Raw genomic sequence first — 15,867 nt, forward strand, 5'->3', positions numbered from 1 at the left:
CGCGTTGTGAGCCGGACGCTAGAGAAGCCCTTGCGCAAGCTCAAGCGTTACGCCCACCCACGCCTCCCAATGCGCGCTGGTGAGGGCGGCGCTCATCGGTGACTCCGGATTTCGAGAATCCAGGTCTTCTCGCTTGTCACGGATGGTTCGCACGCGAGGGGAGGGGCCGCTGAGGTCGAGCACGTGCCGTTCGACGCGGGAGGCGCCGGGATGGAACATCTTCTCGACTTGACTGCTTGTGTCGAGGAGCACCAGGTCCACCCGCGCGCGCTTCGCACGCTCTTCCGCATCCGTCAGGACCTCGTCGAGCGTGGCGGCGGTGAGGACCTCCGCCGTGCCACGGGCGCGCCACTCGCGCAGCAGCAGCTCGCAGAGGCCTCGTTCAGCCTCCAGGGGCGCCGAGCCGTCATGGGCGTGCAGGAAGACGGCGCGGAAGTGGAGTTCCTCGCTGCCCAGCCAGAGGGAAAGCCGCCGCACGAGGCAGAGCAGCAGGCCCATCGAGACCACGACACGCTGCCAGCGGACCCCCGCGTCCTTCACGCGCGCATCCACGAGGTCCGGCGGCAGGACGAAGGTGATGACGCGCCGGCGGCGGACGGAGATGCTCTCGTCGCGCGTGTAGTAGAGGAGTTCGCCCTCCACATAGCGCACGTCGAAGAGGTCGAGGTTGGGCTCGTCCTCCATGTAGACCAGCTCGGAGGTGACGAGGTTCTCCAGGCTGCCGACGTTGGACACGGAGGAGAAGCCACCTTGTGGGAAGGCGGCCTCGTCCTCCAACACCATGGGGAGCGGCGCGGTGCTCACCGGGCGGGCGCGGAGCTTGGGCGGCAGGGTTCGCGATAGGGCCTCCGCCGCCTCCACGGCCTGCTCCAGTGCCATCCGCTGGGCCTTGCCCTGGAGGTGTTCCAGGTTCTCCAGGGTGAAGGACTCCGCGTCGCCGAGCAGGGCATGGGCGCGCCGGGCCGCGCTCGCCAGGGCTTCGTAGCCTTCCGTGAGCCGGTCCAGCGCGGTGCTGGTTCCTGACTCGCGCAGGGCCGTGTAGCCCGCCTGGAGCAACTCCGTGGTCGGGCGCTCCAGGACGCGCCGGGCCAGGGCGGGGCTCACCGGGCTTCCCGCGGTGAAGCCCATGCGGGTCAGGATGCGCGAGACGAGGAAGGCGACACCTCGCGGCCGGAGCGTCTCGGGCAGCCGTGCGAGGGCGGCGGAGACCGCCTCCAGGTGGGGCTCCGCGGCCAGGCGCGCCAGCACGTGGTCGTCATACGCGCGCACCGCCGCGCGCAGCCGAGGCTGTGTGTCGGGAACGGGCGCGGAGGGCGCGAGTGGAACTCCCGCGACGAGTCGGCCGAGGTCCGCGATCAGCGCGGGTGGGGGCAGGGCGGGTGATTCCGCGAGCGTGGCGAGGAGCCACGGCACGGCCGAGGTCAACGCGTCGGCCGTGAGGTCCTCGTGCCGTATCAGGCACAGCCCCGCGCACAGCCAGCGCTCCGTATCCTGGGGGCTTCTCAGCTCCGTGCTCATCCGCGACTCACGAGAGGCCCAGCAGCCGGGGCACCTTCTCCTCCAGCAGGTCGATTTCTTCCCGCGTCTCGCCCAGATACGAGAGGAGCTGGAGGTCCTGCCGCTCCACCGCGCCGCCGTGGAAGATCCACGCCCGCGTCCGCAGCAAGCGGTAGAGCTTCACCAGCTTGCGGTCGCTGATGAACACGCCGTCCTCGCGTGTCAGCGTCTGCACCACGCGGCGGAACTCGCGCAGCAAGTCATCGCGGAAGAACAGGTCGCGGTCGCGCAGCTCGCGGCCGTCCGGGCCGGTCTCGCGCTTTCCCATCATCAGCGTCAGGTAGCGGTGGGCCTTGAGCACGTCGTCCAGCGTGGCGTGTCCTTCCGCCCAGGGCTTCTGGTTCATCTCCCGGTGCGTCTGCGAATCCAGGCCGGAGTCCAGCAGCTCCAGGAAGTAGCGGTCCTGCACCGGACGGCACGCGGCCTTGAGGCAGAAGCGGTCCTTCAGCGCGCCCAACTCGGCGTGCTCGGGCAGCTCGTTGGTGGCGGCGAAGAGCACCTTCAGCTTCACCGGTTGCGGCGCGCCGTCCTGGTAGAACTTGCGCTCGTTGATGACGGTGAGCAGCGCGTTGAGGATGGCGGAGCTGGCCTTGAAGACCTCGTCGAGGAACACCAGCCGCGCCGTGGGCAGCTTGCCGCCCTCTCGCCGGATGTAGCGACCCTGGCGCAGCAGGTTGATGTCGATGGGGCCCAGCACCTCCGACGGCTCGGTGAAGCGCGTCAGGAGGTACTCGAAGTAATCCTCGTTGGGGATGCGCAGCGCGTCCCGGAACTTGAGGACGAGGTCCGACTTGGCCGTGCCCGGTGGGCCCACCAGCAGCAGCGGCTCCTGTGCTACCGCCGCCACTGTCATCAGGTCCACCAGCGTCTGCTTGCCCACGAAGTGACGGCCCAGCGCCAGGCGGAAGCGGTTGAGGCGCTCACGCAGGCCGTGGGCTTCCTGGGAGAGCGTGTCGAACGTCAGCTCGGAGATGGCGGGAAGACTGCTCATGTGCGCTCCTCCAGCTCCCGATGGATGCGCCGTCGCACCAGGAATTCGTCTTCATCCAGCCAGCTTCGCGCGCGTTCTCCGGTGCCTTGCGCCACCTCCACGTGGCCCTGCACCAGCGCGTCCGCCAGCTCCACCACGGAGAGGCAGAAGTGGCTGTTGGTGTTGTAGCTGTCCGTGATGATCGGCAGCCCTTCCGAGATGCGCGCCAGCCCTGGAAGCGCCAGCTCCACGGGGGCATGCGCCAGCGCGCTCGCGAGGCTGCGCATCAGCGCCAGCCTCTCCGGGAGTCCGCCCTTCGCCGCGCCCAGTGACTCGAAGGCGGCGTCGAACACGTCGACGGCCTCGGCCGTGCGCCCCTGCATGGACAGGCCCGCCGCCACGCCGAGCCGCGCCGTCAGCGGTGTCTTGGGTCCCGTCAGGCGTTCTTGCGCCGCGTCCACCAACTCGGCGGCTTCGCGAGACAGTCCCACCCGGCGCAGGCCACGCAGGCTCACACCCAGGATGCCCTGACCCCAGGCGGGCGACGTGGGAGCCAGCGCCGTGAGCACCTTGCGCAGCCGTGCCGCCAGCGTCATCGCGTGGTCCGCGCGGCCGAAGAGGGCCGCCAGCGTCAGGGCATCCCCCAGCATCACGGCCTGGGCTTCACCGGGAAGCGCCTCCATCGATGAGACGAGCCGGTTCAGGAGTGGAAGGGCTCGCGCCGGAGCGACGCGGGGAAGCGTGTCCAGCAGTCCTCCGATGAGCCGCTGCCGTTCCTCGGCGGGCAGCGTCGCATCGGTGGCCCGGCCCGTCAGGGCCTCCACCTGCGCGGCCACCTGCGCCGGGTCCTTCAAGTCGCGGAGGGTGGCGAACTCCTCGCCGCGCAAGTCTCGCGCGCCGCGCCCGAAGGCCCTCGCGGGGTCGAGCCGCTCGCTGGGCTCCAACAGCGCAGAGGCCTGCCGCAGCCGGTCCACCTTGTACCGCTGGAAGGTCCCCAGGGCATTCAGTTCGGCGGCGATGTCGGAGGGCAGCGGTGTCTCGGGTGGCTGGCCTTCCAGGGCCTGTGCCACGCGCGCACCGTACGCTCGGGAGAGGAAGCCGTGGATGGCTTCCTTCGCATCGACCGCCTCCGCCGCCGCGGACGCCAACGTGCGGGCACGGTCCGCCTGCCCGAGTCGCGCGAGTCCCACGGCGAAGACGTATCGGACATAGGCCAGCGTGAGAGCAGGCGCCGCTTCGATGGACGAGCGGCGGCGGGGCGTGTTCTCGAAACGCTCCAGCATCGCTTCAAGCTGCGCCACCACCCGAGGCACATGCGCCGAATCGGTGCCACCTCGCAGGAAGCGCGGCACGTCTCTCGCGAGGGACAGGCCCCGCTGGAGCATCTCCAGCACCCGGTCACCCGCGCGTGCCAGTCCGAGCGCATCTCCGCCTGCCAGTGTGTCGAGCGCCGTCCGGGCGAGCCAGAGCGCTCGGACGTCGAGCTCCGCGTCATGCCGGTCCAGCCACCGCTGAAGTGCCGCCACGTCGACAGGCACGGGCGCCCCCTGGACCCGCACCGCGCGCACCAGGCTGCTGGCGATGCCGCGCACATCATCGCCCGTGGGCGCGGGTGCCGCCATCCGTTCGGGGGGGGAGCCGCCTCCGTCGTTCTCTGAGTCGGACCAGCGCCGTGCAAGCTCGGTGGCCTCGGTGTCGGACGCGGACCACAGCGCGCGCGTCCAGCACAGGCTCGCGTCGCGCTTGCGGCCCAGCCGTCCGTTCAGCTCCGCCATGCGAGTCCAGAGCTCCTGCCGCTGGGGCGAATCGGCGGGCACCTCCAGGGCCAGGAACGACTTCTCCAGCGAACTCAGCTCTTCTTCCACCGCGCTGGATTGCGCGGGCGTGAGCGGCGCCAGGCGGACTCCGGTGGGCACGGGTTGGGCGACGCGGACCGCGACAATGGGGGGCGGGCTCGCGGGCGTCACGGGTGGCGCCGGCACTTCACGGCGGCTACGGCGCGTGCCTCGCGGGCTCCGGTCCTCCTCTTCGTCCGATTGCATCGCGCGGGCTGCGCTCTGCCACTCACCCTCCGCGGCCTCGAAGGCGGCGAAGTCGAAGCTGGCGCTCCGGACCCACGGCATGAGTGCGTCGGCGTTGGTATCCACGACGTAGTCCACCCACGTGTCGAGCGGCTGGAACGCGGACTCCGGCAGCCGCTCCGCGCGGAAGCCTCCGCCCCCGGTAGGGTGGAGCCACGTCACGGTATCGGCCTGGGGCACGAGCAGCGCGCGCAGGCGGTCCCTTCTCACGGGGGGCTCGAGCAGTCCGTCACACGGGAGGAAGAGGTCCGCGAGCTGAGGCAGCGGCGCGTACGCCATTCCCGACAGGCCCAGCTCCGGGGGCCGTTCCCGGCCCGCTCGGGCACGGAGCACGATGCACGGCGCCTCCGGTGGTCCGGTGACAGCGAAGCGAAGCTGCGCGAGCAGCGGCTCCGGCACGGTGTGGACCAGGGACTCCACTTGGGCGAGCGCATTCTCGCGCAGCACCCAGAGGCTCGCGGGTTCCGTACGTGCGGCTCGCGTGAGGCGCAGCGGCACCGTCAGCCGGCCCGGGGTGGGCGCAGGCGTCCAGTCCTCGCCCGGGGCTGGGAGCCGCAGGTCGGTGTGTTGGTACAGGTCCGTCCACGGGCCGTCCGGCGCGGTCAGCCAGTGGCCTTCGCCGCGGACGAGCAGCAACGTCCCCGCGGGCGCTTGCAGCGTGCGCGCGAGTGGATGCGTGTAGCCCACCTCGACCCAGACGGAGTGTTGCCCTGGGACAGCGGGAACGAAGGCACGCAGCGGGCCCGCGGCGTCCAGCGCGCTGGTGAGGGTGAAGTAGGGTGGTGCCATCGCGCGCAGCAAGGCGCGCTGTCCGCTTTCCCCCGAGGATTGGGCGAAGCACACCTCCTGCCGGTCGCACCCCAGGCGCAGCATCTCGCCCGCCAAGGGGAGGAGTGCATCGGCGCTCGGAGGCAGGAACAGCACCGGGCCGGTCGGTGCGCTCTCCAGTGGCACGCGCCGCGCCGTCACCAGCTCCGCCCAGCAGAGGACCGGCGTGGCCTCCTTCGCGCGGCTCCGCGTCACCTGCACGCCCAGGGACGCGAGGTGCGCGAGCACCTCCTTCGCGGGCATCACCTCCGGCAGGACGTGAAACGCGCCGTCGGGCGTCCGGTGGTAGTGGGCGGGAGCGGCCTGGACTTCGGCGGGGATGAGTCCGGAGGTCAGCGCCAGATGGAGCGCTTCCTCACTGGTGAAGACGAGCATGGACATCAAGCCTTCTGGCTGGCCTTTTCAGAGGCGTCCTCGGCGGTGGAGGTGGGCTCGGCCGTCTTGCCCGACGGCGTGTCGCGCTGGACGATGACGCGGCCCAGTTCGGAGGCTTTCAGCGTGCCGCCCTGGATGAGCGAGTCCACGAGCCGCCGGTGCTCGTCCTCGTGCTCCATGGGCAGGGCGTCCGCGTCGCTCTCGTACTGGATGATGACGTCCTTGCGGCCCGTCGCCGGGTCCACCTGGAGGCGGAGGATGAGGCTAGCCAAGCGCGGGCTCCTTCTTCGGCGCCACGGGCGCGGGCACCAGATGGGTGAAGGCCTCGCGGTCCAACACCTTGCGTTCGATGAGCAAATCTCTCAGGGCCACGACCCGCTCCTTCTCGCGCTGGAGGATATCGCGGGCCCGGGCCCGTTGGACGGCCAGGACTTCCTGTATCGCGGCCTCCAGCGTGCTTCGCGTCGCGTCGGACAGGGCATGCCTGTCCGCCTGCCGTCCCGGGGCATCGAAGCGCCGCACGGGCACTCCGTCTCCACCCATGCCCAGGTCCTCCACCAGCTCGCGCGCAATCTCCGTGGCGCGCTCCAGGTCGTGTGCGCTGCCCAGGGAGAGGTCATCCAGGAGCAGCGCCTCCGCCTCCCTGCCGCCGAAGAGCATGCAGATGCTGTCCAGCAGCTGGCCTCGCGTGACGACGTACCGGTGCGCCGGGTCCGCGTACTGCACGTGCCCCAGCGAGCCCGCCAGGTCACCCCGGATGCTGATGCGGTCGATGGCCGGCGCGTGCTCACAGAAGAGCGCGCACACCGCGTGCCCCGCCTCGTGTGTGGCCACCACGCGCTCCTCCGTGGGCGTGAGCTCCGGCCGGTCCAGGAACTCCGTGAGGGCGCGTTCCACGTCCACCGCCTCGGTGGGGCCCTGGGCACCCTCACGCAGTCGCCGCCGCGCGAGTGCCCGGCACAGCGCCTGGATGTGGTCGCCGGAAAAGCGTGTCCCGGTGCCTTCCACCCGGTCTCCCGTGCGCTTCACCGCGTAGTCCAGCGCGCGCTCCGTCATCTCCAGGCCCAGCTTCTGGTTGTAGATGGACAGGATGGCGCGCCGGTCCGCGCTGTTGGGGTAGGGGATGCAGAGCTGAAACTCGAAGCGGCCGGGGCGCAGCAGTGCGGGGTCCAGGGACTCCACGAAGTTGGTGGTGCCCACCACGAACACCAGCTCCTCCTTGCGGAAGCCGTCCATCTCCGTGAGGAGCTGGTTCACCATGGAGTGCTCCACGCCCGAGCCCGTGTACGTGCCACGCGCCGACGCGAAGGAGTCCAATTCGTCGAAGACGATGATGCTGGGCGCCGCCTGCCGGGCGCGGACGAAGATCTGCCGGAGGTTCTCCTCGCTCTCGCCCACCCAGCGGCTCTTGAGCTCGGGGCCGCTCACCACCTGGACGGCCGCGCCCAGCGACGAGGCCATGGCCTTGGCGAAGAGCGTCTTGCCGGTGCCGGGAGGGCCCCAGAAAATCATTCCGCGCGGCAACAGCGCCTCCACGCGCTTCACCGCCTCCGGGTCGCTCAACGTGTCCTTGTGCGCCAGGACGTCCAGAATCTCCTGTTGGAGCCGCTGCTTCACCTTGGCGTAGCCGCCGATGTCCGCGTGCAGCTCCAGCTCCGGCACGCTGAGCGAACCGGTGAGCGTGGCTGAGCGCAGCTGCGCATACGCGGGCTTCGGGTTTGCGGGGTAGTCCTCGCCGGTGATGGCGCCCAGCAGGCGACGCAGCCGCACGGCGTTGACGCCGGAGACGTGCTTGTAGAGCGCGTAGGGCTGAAGGCCCCTTCCGAACTTGCGGCACTCGCGCTGGGTGATGAGGTAGCGCAGCCGGTCGCGCCCCACGCCGAGGATGCTCTCCTTGTGGGGAAAGAGGTTCTCGATGACGCGCGGCACGGCGAAGGACGGGTCCTTGAAGCCGACCCAGACCATCTCCGGGTTTTCGTACAGCAGGGGGATGACCTCGCGTGCCTCGCTGGTGAGCCCGCCGCTGCTGGTGGTGAGCAGGTCCAGGTGGGGCAGCACGACGATGCGCTCGCGCACCGCGCCACGCACCGCGTCCCGGAGCTGCGCGATGAGCGTGGCCATCATGCTGGGCGCGGGCATGCCCGGTGGAGGCTCCTGCGCGGTGCGGCCGTCCAGGTAGAGGAACTGCTTGCCGTCCTTCTTCAGCCTGTCTCGCAGGCACTTGTAGAAGTAGGGCGTCAGCTCCTTGTCCGCCTCCACCATGACGGGCAGCCCGCGCAGCAGCGCCTCACAGACACGGTTCAGCTCGGCGGGGTAGGCGGCCTCGACGGCGGCGAAGGGCGACAGCTCCGTGGGCAGTGACTCCTCGGGGATGCGCTGACTCATACGCGCACCTTGATGGTGAGTGAGCCCGTCGCAGCGTCCTCGTGGACCTCCTCGATGGTGCCGAGCTGCCCGGCGCGCACCTTGAGCGCCTCCGCCGTCACCTTGTTGGAGATGGAATCCAGCTCCGACTTGAGGTCTTTCAGCCGGCCTTCGAGCTTTTGGGTGACCTGCTGTCGCAGCTTGTCCGTGGCGACGTCCGCCGCGTCCTCCAGCCGCGCGCGCGCCAGGTCCTGGGCCCGCAGCTTCGCCTGCTCCACCTCGTGAGGACTCTCCACGGCCAGCTCGCCCCGCGCCTTCAGCTCCACCTCCTGCTCGCCGCTGAGGGTGACGCTGACGTCACCGGTGGTGACGTCGATGGCGATGCGGACGCCATCCGCCTCGGTGCGCAGGGCCACGTCGCCCTCTTGCGTGAAGCCCCGGTTCGCCAGCTCGGCCGCGAGCAACCCGGCCAGCTCCTCACGCGACAGGAGCGGGAGTAGCTCCAGCTTGGAGCAGAGGCCGTCCTCGGCCTGGACCACGCGGTTGAGGGATTCGGAGACAGAGACTCGGTAGGCGCGGCTCATGAAGCGCTCCCAGCGGAGGAAGGTGGAGGAGGGGCGGAGGCGCCGCTGGCGCTGGTGAGGGCGGTGGCCAGCTGCCGGGCGTGGTCCTCGGCGCGGCGGAAGCCTGCTTCACCGAAGGCGTTCCATTCGGACAGCAGGTGCTGGGCGGCGTCGTAGTCATCGTCGAAGAAGCGCACTGCGCGGTGCTCCGCGTCCCAGCGCGACAGCCGCCCCAGCGCGCGCAGGAAGGCGGCGGCGGCACGCGCCGCCTCTGCCCGCGAGGACAAAGTCGCCGAGGACGACAGCCCCTCCACCCAGCGCGTGGCGGGCTGCTCCAGCAACGGGCGCGCCGCTTCGAGGAGGAAGCCCGCGAGGTCCCTTCGGCCCGCGCCATCCACCGCGTCGAGGAACGCGGCCAGCACGGCCTCCTGCGCGGTGCCCAGGGCCAGGGCCTCCTCGGGAGACGCGATGTGACGCTTGGACTCCTCCAACCCACGCCAACGCCGCACGAGCTCCAGCCGCAGCGCCTCCAGCAGCCACGCGCCGTCCGCCAGCAGTGGCGCGAAGGCGGCGGCATCGAACTCCGGACGCTGCGTCCCGAACTGCTCCGGGAAGCCCATCCAGCAGAGGGCGGAGCGGCGGAAGAGGTGCTGTGCGCCCAGGGCCGGCGCACAGGGGGTGCCCGCCACCAGACGACAGCAGAGATAGAGGATGAGTTCGTCGGCGAGCGTGGGTGTTCCGTCCACCTCCAGCGGCATGGCCCCGTGTTTCGTCAGGGGCTGTTCCAGCAGCCACTTCAGGACGTGGAAGGTGAGGGGGGAGAAGCGCAGGGTGGGCGGAGCATGCCGCTCCCAGAGCCGGCCGGCGCGTGCCTGCCCGTCGCGCACCGTGAGCTGCTGGCTCCAGCCGCCGCATCGGGCGAGCGCCATCACACTGCCCTTGGCGAGCGTGTCCCGCAGGACGTGCATCGCGCCGGGACTGAACTTCGCTGGGACGGTGTGCCGGTTGCGGAGCAGGTCCTCCACGGGGGCGTACTGCCCCAGGCCGACGATGGCGCGGGCGAGCGTGAGCAGCTCGAGCTCGGACGGAGCGACGCGAATCATGGACGGAGCCGGTCGGCGAGCGCGGGCCAGCCGTTGATGACGAGCTTGCCGCCGACGAAGTGCACCTCCGCCGTGTTCGGGGCGGTGAAGCACGCGTCGTACTGAGAGTAGCGGCCGGTGAGGAAGTGCATCACCTGGTTGCGCGAGCCAATCCACCGCCGCGCCGTCTCCGGCTGGTCCTTCTCGAAGCGGCCGTCCACCAGCAGGTCCGCCGTCGCGAGGAGCCGGTCCACGTCGTCCCGCGCCTGGGCCCGCAGCTCCGCGAGCGTGTGGCCTGTGAAGACCATGATGCTCAGCCCGGCGGCGCGGACGCGCTCGCACAGCGCCGCGGCGGGACCGGGCTGGGAGAAGGGCTCGCCGCCCAGCAGGGTGAGTCCCTCGATACCGGGCGTGGCCAGGATGTCCTGGGCCAGTGCCTCCACCGTCTCCACGGTGCCGCGCTCGGTCGCGAACATCTCCGGGTTGCAGCACCCCGGGCAGCGCAGGGGGCAGCCCTGGACCCAGAGGGCGTAGCGCACACCAGGGCCCTCCGCTTCCGTGCGGGGGACTCGCTGGGCAATCCGGAGCGTCGGGCCGGAGCTGGATGTGCCTGCTGCGATGGCCATGAAGACGGCTCCAGCATGCCAGCAGCGGCGGGGCATGGGGAGCGCGAGGACGTGTCTCATGCCGCGAGACGGGCTCGTTTGCTTGTTGATACCTTCCGCCGCCCGGCCGTTCATGACCTGTACCTACATCCAGGTCGAGTGATGGCTGGCGAATCTTCTCGCGTCGCAAATTGTCAACGTCGCTTCATCCCTCAAGTAGACTGTGGTGGTCATGACGCGGCCTGTGTCCGCCTACGCCCCTCGAAGCGAACGCAAGCCGTTGTACGTGAAGGTGGTGACGCAGCCCGCGCTCCATGGGTGCTGGGCCGTCAACATCAGTGAGACGGGCATCGGGCTCATCGCCACGCCGCACACGCCGTCCGAAGGGCCGCGTGAGGGTGAGGACGTGGAGCTGTCGTTCTCCCTTCCGGACTCCGGTGAGCACATCCGCGTGCGCGGCGTGGTGCGCTGGCGTCACGACGCGTCCGGCGCGGTGGCGGCCATGGGCGTGAGCTTCCGCGCCTTCGAGGAAGCGGACGGCGTGAAGCTGGCGCGCTACCTCGCCTCGTCGCACCTCCAGGTGGTGGTGGCCTTCGCCACCGAGCAGGAGGCGCGCGCGGTGACGACCGCGCTGGAAGGGGTGGCCAAGCTCCACTTCGCCGCCAGCCCGTCGGACGCCCACGCGCTGGTGACGCGCGGGGACGCGGCGTGCCTGGTGGTGTGCGGTCAGGACGAAGAGCAGGCCCTGGCCCTGGTGGAGTCCCTGGCCGCCCGCCGCGCGGACGCGGACCCTTCCGGCGCGGGACCGCCTAGTGACCTGGCGTCGCGAATCGTCTACTGCGCGCCGGCAGCGCCGGAGCGGCTGGTGGCCCTCTTCAACGCCGGGCGCATCTTCCGCGCGCTCGGGCCTTCACCCACGCGGGAGGCCCTGCACCAGGCGGTGCTTCAAGCGGGGCGCGAGCACGGCGTGCGCACCGAGCAGTGGCGCATGGCGCTGGAGCTGGAGCGCAGCCTGCTCCGGGAGCGCGCGTTGTCGCAGGATCTGCCGCCCGCCCCCGGTGGACGCGGCGGGGACGAGGTGGGCTTCCGCAGCGCCGCCATGCAGCGGGTGATGGAGCTGGTGCGGCTGGTGGCGCCCCACCGTGTGGCCGTGCTGCTCCAGGGCGAGACGGGCACGGGCAAGGAGGTGCTGGCGCGCATCCTCCACCGGCTCAGTGGCCGGGGGGACGTGCCGCTCGTGGTGCAGGACTGCGGCGCGCTGTCGGAGACGCTGCTGGAGAGCGAGCTCTTCGGCCACGTGAAGGGCTCCTTCACGGGCGCGGTGGCGGACCACCCCGGGCTCTTCGTGCTCGCCAACGGCGGCACCATCTTCCTGGACGAAATCGAGAACACCACCGCCAACCTCCAGGCCAAGCTCCTCCGCGTGCTGGAGACGGGGGACGTGCGTCCGGTGGGCGGCACCCAGGTGCGCCACGTGGACGTGCGCGTGGTGGCCGCCAGCAACAAGGACCTGGGCGAGGAAGTGCGCGCCGGCCGCTTCCGCGCGGACCTCTTCTACCGGCTCAACAGCTTCACCGTGGACATCCCCCCGCTGCGGGACAGGCCGGAGGACGTTCCGGAGCTGGCGCTCTACTTCCTGGAGCTGTTCAACCGCACCTTGCGCCGCTCGGCCAGTGGCATCGCGCCGGACGCGGTGGACGCGCTGCGGGCCTACGCCTGGCCGGGCAACGTGCGCGAGCTGCGCAACGTCATGGAGCGCTCGGTGCTGCTCTCCCGCCCGGGTGAGGTGGTGTCGCGGCGGCTGCTGCCGCCGGTGCTGGGCTCCACCCTGGCCCTGCGCAACGAGCCGGGTGGGGATGGCTCGCTGCGCGCGCGGCTGGAGCGGGTGGAGCGGGAGTTCATCCGCGAGGCCCTGGAGCGCCATGGCGGGGTGCTGCGGCGCGCGGCCGTGGCGCTGGGGATGGACCCGGTGACGCTGGGCCGGCGGGTCCGGCGCCACGGCTTGTGGAAGGAAGACAGCTAGGCCTTGCGCCTCAGTGGGTGCGAATCCACTGGAGCATGGGCTTCCAGACGCGCACGCGCGCGTCGTCCGCCAGGAACAGGTCCGCGTGCCCGTAGTCCAGGGCGCGCGCGGTCTCCGGCAGCGTGCTGATGTTGAGCAAGGTGACGTCCCGGCTGCCCAGCAGCGTGACGCTGTGCTCGCCGTAGCGGCCCACACCGCCCGCGGCGCCCACGTACAGAACCGGCACCTTCACGTCACGCAGGCGGTCGTCGTAGGGCACGTTCTTCCCGCAGGCCCACGCCTCCGTCTCCACCACCTCGTTGATGCTCTGGTACGGGGCGGCGCGCTGGCCGAACTCGAAGAGGTAGCCCTCGCGGGTGAAGGACAGCTGCCCCGGCAGGCCCATGGTGTCCGGCGTGCTGCCCATCAGGTGGTAGGCCGGGACAATCGGCTGCAGCGGCGCGAAGAGCACGCTCGTCGCGCCCGCCGCGACCAGGGCCAGCTTGCGGTTCGAGGGCCGGCCCGTGCCCGGCCCGAAGATGTCGTCCTGCACCAGCGGCGACGGCGCGGCCGGCTGCACCGCGGCGAACTGGCCAATGGCCTGCAGCATGATGCCCGGCGCCGGCCCGAGCAGGCCACCCTCCAGCTGGCCCTCCTGGCGGGCATTGCTCAGCGCCTCATGGCGCTCACACGCCCACGCCTGCTGCTGCGCGTCCCGCGGAGAAAAGCGCACGGCCATGTCCATGGGGATGAAGCCGTCCACCTGGCGCAGCGCGCGCGGTCGCTGGGCCTCGCGGTTGAGGTACGCGTAGCCCACCACCGCGCCCCGGCTCCAGCCCAGCAGGTGCATGGTGCCCAGGAAGTTGCCGCCCGCCAGCCGCAGCAGTTTCGCCACACCCAGCGCCACGCCCACGTCGGCCGCGTGCGTTTCCAGCGTCCAGTTCTTCATGAAGCGAAAATCCTGCGTGTTCTGCGGCACGCCCGCCCACCGCAGGTCGATGCCCCACACGTCCACGCCCTCCTTCGCCAGGTACGCGGCGATGGACTGCTCCGGCGGCACGAACGCGGAGCCGACGCTGGAGAGGAACGCGGCCTCGAAACCCCACCCGTCGCCGTGCACCATGAACACCGCGCGCGTCGCACGCGCCGGCCGCACGCCCAGTCCTCCCGCACCACCCGGTGCAGGGTGACGACGTCCTGCTGCGACGGCCCCACCTGCAGGCGGTAGCGGTAGTGGGCCACGTCGCCGAACAGCGCCACCCGCTCACTGCCTCCCAGGTTGCTGGAACCCAGGAGCGCGGCGCTGAGCGGCGCGCCACCCGCCAGCGCCACGCCCTGGAGCGCCGCGGCCTGTGAGACAGCGTGTCGCATGTCATCAGAAGGGGCCGCTTCGGCGGTTCGAGCCAACGACAGACATGCCAACGAGACGCAGAGGAAGAACACGGAACGCATACAGACCTCGGATCGGCTGAAGAGGTTCGGGGGAGTCGAGTCACCGCCGGCCCATGACGCCCCTGACGTGTCGCCCCCCGAGCAGAATTCACGCCAATCATTAAACCCCTGTAACTCCTGGAGTGTTCTCCAGGCAGGGGCTTCATGGGTGAATGCCACTGTGGATCGAACCTCTGACATCCCCTGCCAGGTGGGGTACTTCGGCGCGTGCTTCACCGCTGAAGCCCGCGCATCACCGGTGCGGCTTCCCGGGCGTCACGAGGAACCCGGCAGGGATTGAGAGGCGTGGGTGACGAGCGCGCGCAAATGACCACAGGCGACCAGAACGGGCAAGATCCGATTAGCTCTCCAGTACGGGCGGACTGACGGGGTCCGAACGGCACCAGGTGACGTGGGAGGGGTGCTGAACACACGCGCCCGTGGGGCTCTCGCCACCCTCCTGGGTGGGGGGCACATGAAAGCCAGACTTCAACGTGAGGCGGCCCATGTTCGAGCAGCGGTTCCAGCGCAATCTGGGCGTGGTGGATGCGGAGACGCTGTACAAACTGTCACGCACGCATGTGTTGGTGGCGGGCGTGGGCGGCGCGGGAGGCCAGTGCGCGGTGGACCTGGCGCGGCTGGGGTTCGGCGGCGTGACGCTGGCGGACTTCGACGTCTACGAGCGCCACAACATGAACCGGCAGGTGGGCTGCTTCGAAAGCACGTTGGGCCGCTCCAAGGTGGAGGTGGTGGGGCGGATGTGCCGGGACATCCACCCGGCCTTGCGGCTGCGGGAAGTGCCGGAGGGCATCACCGCGGCCAACGTGGAGGACGTGCTTGGCGGGGGCGGTGTGCTGGGCCCGGTGGATTACGTGGTGGAGGTCATCGACATCGCGGGGGCGCATGAGAAGCAGGTGCTCCACCGCGCCTGCCGCCAGCGTGGCGTGCCGGTGATGACGGGGCTGATGTTGGGCTTCGGCGCGGCGCTGCACGTCTTCCAGCCGGACGCGCCGCTGTACGAAACGCTCTACATCCTGCCGGATGGGCGCATCGACCTGCCGGCCATCATCCCCCACCTGGGAAGCTACATGCTCCGCGAGTACATGGACGCGTGCTACCAGGGCCGGGGCCACGCACCCACCTGCGTGGTGGGCGCGACGAGCGCGGCGGGGATGATGGTGACGGAGTTGACGCGCGCGGTGATGCGGGGCCCCCGGTCCATGGTGTCGTGGCCGGAGTACCTCTATGTGGACTTCTTCGACCACAGCTTCGTCCGGGGGACCGCCGCGCCGGCCCTGTCGCGGCGGGTGGACCCGGCGTCGCGGGCCGAAGGTGCCCCGGCCGCGAGCTGACGTCGCTGTACGGAAGGACGGGCCGCGCTCACACCACGCCGCGCGCCCGGGCCTCCTCGATGACCTTCACGCCGTCCACGCCCAGGCTCTTGCCCAGGTAGGGGGCGACGAGGTCGGCGTGCTTGTGCACGCGGTGGAAGGCCTCGTCGAAGGTGCGCGTCACCAGGTTGATGCCGGAGATGATGACCCGCTGCAGGTTGTATTGCAGGTCATTGCCTTCGACGATGGCGTGAATCTCCGTGAAGAGCGGGCGCGCGTCCGAATGGAAGGTGGACAGGTTGCGCCGCTGCTCCGAATTGGGCACGGAGGACTTCGGTGAAAGGCTGGCGACGAGGACGAGCGGGTGTTGAAGTTGCTCGTGCGCGCCCTTCATCTGCTGGAAGACGGTGTGGATTTCTTCCTGACTGGGTGGTGCCTCCCAGCGGAGGAAGAACACTCTGCCGATGATGGCGGTCTTGTAGACGGATGTGGCCATGATGTCCCCCTGCTGCTGCCGCGGTGATTCCACCGGGAAATCCCGGTGCCCCTTCGCCAGGAACGAACGGCGGCGCCTGGCGGTCTGCGCACCCATTGGCGCGCGTCCCTGGAGCAGACGGAATCAGACTGGAGGGCGGACATCCGCGGCCCGACGTTGCCCCGCCGGGCCGCGAGGTGTCC

At 70.5% G+C, this 15,867-nt stretch carries 12 protein-coding genes; 2 read left to right on the forward strand and 10 right to left on the reverse strand.

Features of this window, described 5'->3' with window-relative positions; all coding sequences use genetic code 11:
- Positions 1 to 18: 18 nt before the first annotated feature.
- The 8 genes from OZ403_RS14770 to OZ403_RS14805 are packed head-to-tail and all read right to left on the reverse strand — an operon-like array spanning position 19 to position 10,446.
- Positions 19 to 1,518, reverse strand: a complete 1,500-nt coding sequence (locus OZ403_RS14770) for a hypothetical protein (protein WP_268784469.1) — start codon at positions 1,516 to 1,518, stop codon at positions 19 to 21.
- A gap of 7 nt (positions 1,519 to 1,525) precedes the next feature.
- On the reverse strand, positions 1,526 to 2,548 hold the full coding sequence (locus OZ403_RS14775) for an AAA family ATPase (protein WP_140790493.1): 1,023 nt from the start codon (positions 2,546 to 2,548) through the stop codon (positions 1,526 to 1,528).
- Positions 2,545 to 5,817, reverse strand: a complete 3,273-nt coding sequence (locus OZ403_RS14780) for a hypothetical protein (RefSeq protein ID WP_268784470.1) — start codon at positions 5,815 to 5,817, stop codon at positions 2,545 to 2,547. Before OZ403_RS14780 ends, OZ403_RS14775 begins: the two co-directional genes overlap by 4 nt.
- Complete coding sequence (locus OZ403_RS14785; RefSeq protein ID WP_268784471.1) at positions 5,817 to 6,083, reverse strand: hypothetical protein; 267 nt, start codon at positions 6,081 to 6,083, stop codon at positions 5,817 to 5,819. The genes OZ403_RS14780 and OZ403_RS14785 overlap by 1 nt, the downstream gene beginning before the upstream one ends.
- Entirely contained in the window at positions 6,076 to 8,196 is a 2,121-nt protein-coding gene (locus OZ403_RS14790) for an AAA family ATPase (RefSeq protein WP_140798142.1), read from the reverse strand. Before OZ403_RS14790 ends, OZ403_RS14785 begins: the two co-directional genes overlap by 8 nt.
- Positions 8,193 to 8,759, reverse strand: coding sequence for a hypothetical protein (locus tag OZ403_RS14795; protein WP_011552960.1), 567 nt, complete (start codon positions 8,757 to 8,759; stop codon positions 8,193 to 8,195). Before OZ403_RS14795 ends, OZ403_RS14790 begins: the two co-directional genes overlap by 4 nt.
- The gene (locus tag OZ403_RS14800) at positions 8,756 to 9,841 is read right to left on the reverse strand and encodes a hypothetical protein (protein WP_268784472.1); all 1,086 of its coding nucleotides are present in this window, start codon (positions 9,839 to 9,841) and stop codon (positions 8,756 to 8,758) included. The genes OZ403_RS14795 and OZ403_RS14800 overlap by 4 nt, the downstream gene beginning before the upstream one ends.
- Positions 9,838 to 10,446 (reverse strand): 4Fe-4S single cluster domain-containing protein, encoded by a 609-nt coding sequence (locus OZ403_RS14805; RefSeq protein WP_237078296.1) that lies wholly within the window; start codon positions 10,444 to 10,446, stop codon positions 9,838 to 9,840. The genes OZ403_RS14800 and OZ403_RS14805 overlap by 4 nt, the downstream gene beginning before the upstream one ends.
- A gap of 211 nt (positions 10,447 to 10,657) precedes the next feature.
- On the opposite strand from OZ403_RS14805, the gene OZ403_RS14810 reads away from it, so the two are divergent.
- Entirely contained in the window at positions 10,658 to 12,448 is a 1,791-nt protein-coding gene (locus tag OZ403_RS14810; RefSeq protein ID WP_268784473.1) for a sigma 54-interacting transcriptional regulator, read from the forward strand.
- Positions 12,449 to 12,458: 10 nt separating this feature from the next.
- Here the strand turns inward: OZ403_RS14810 and OZ403_RS14815 are convergent, their stop codons facing one another.
- The gene (locus OZ403_RS14815) at positions 12,459 to 13,583 is read right to left on the reverse strand and encodes a hypothetical protein (protein WP_268784474.1); all 1,125 of its coding nucleotides are present in this window, start codon (positions 13,581 to 13,583) and stop codon (positions 12,459 to 12,461) included.
- Positions 13,584 to 14,364: 781 nt separating this feature from the next.
- Between OZ403_RS14815 and OZ403_RS14820 the strand changes: the two genes are divergently transcribed.
- Positions 14,365 to 15,210, forward strand: coding sequence for a ThiF family adenylyltransferase (locus tag OZ403_RS14820; protein ID WP_140790504.1), 846 nt, complete (start codon positions 14,365 to 14,367; stop codon positions 15,208 to 15,210).
- Between the two features lie 28 nt (positions 15,211 to 15,238).
- Here OZ403_RS14820 and OZ403_RS14825 read toward each other — a convergent pair whose 3' ends face one another.
- Positions 15,239 to 15,685 (reverse strand): hypothetical protein, encoded by a 447-nt coding sequence (locus OZ403_RS14825; protein ID WP_011552966.1) that lies wholly within the window; start codon positions 15,683 to 15,685, stop codon positions 15,239 to 15,241.
- Positions 15,686 to 15,867: the final 182 nt, after the last annotated feature.

The sequence above is a fragment of the Myxococcus sp. NMCA1 genome (assembly GCF_026810205.1).
Classification (GTDB): Bacteria; Myxococcota; Myxococcia; order Myxococcales; family Myxococcaceae; genus Myxococcus; species Myxococcus xanthus_A.

Coding starts and splice junctions, on each gene's coding strand:
- OZ403_RS14770 (WP_268784469.1), bottom strand. CDS start 1,518: ATGAGCACGGAGCTGAGAAGCCCCCAGGATACGGAGCGCTGGCTGTGC.
- OZ403_RS14775 (WP_140790493.1), bottom strand. CDS start 2,548: ATGAGCAGTCTTCCCGCCATCTCCGAGCTGACGTTCGACACGCTCTCC.
- OZ403_RS14780 (WP_268784470.1), bottom strand. CDS start 5,817: ATGTCCATGCTCGTCTTCACCAGTGAGGAAGCGCTCCATCTGGCGCTG.
- OZ403_RS14790 (WP_140798142.1), bottom strand. CDS start 8,196: ATGAGTCAGCGCATCCCCGAGGAGTCACTGCCCACGGAGCTGTCGCCC.
- OZ403_RS14795 (WP_011552960.1), bottom strand. CDS start 8,759: ATGAGCCGCGCCTACCGAGTCTCTGTCTCCGAATCCCTCAACCGCGTG.
- OZ403_RS14800 (WP_268784472.1), bottom strand. CDS start 9,841: ATGATTCGCGTCGCTCCGTCCGAGCTCGAGCTGCTCACGCTCGCCCGC.
- OZ403_RS14805 (WP_237078296.1), bottom strand. CDS start 10,446: ATGGCCATCGCAGCAGGCACATCCAGCTCCGGCCCGACGCTCCGGATT.
- OZ403_RS14810 (WP_268784473.1), top strand. CDS start 10,658: ATGACGCGGCCTGTGTCCGCCTACGCCCCTCGAAGCGAACGCAAGCCG.
- OZ403_RS14820 (WP_140790504.1), top strand. CDS start 14,365: ATGTTCGAGCAGCGGTTCCAGCGCAATCTGGGCGTGGTGGATGCGGAG.
- OZ403_RS14825 (WP_011552966.1), bottom strand. CDS start 15,685: ATGGCCACATCCGTCTACAAGACCGCCATCATCGGCAGAGTGTTCTTC.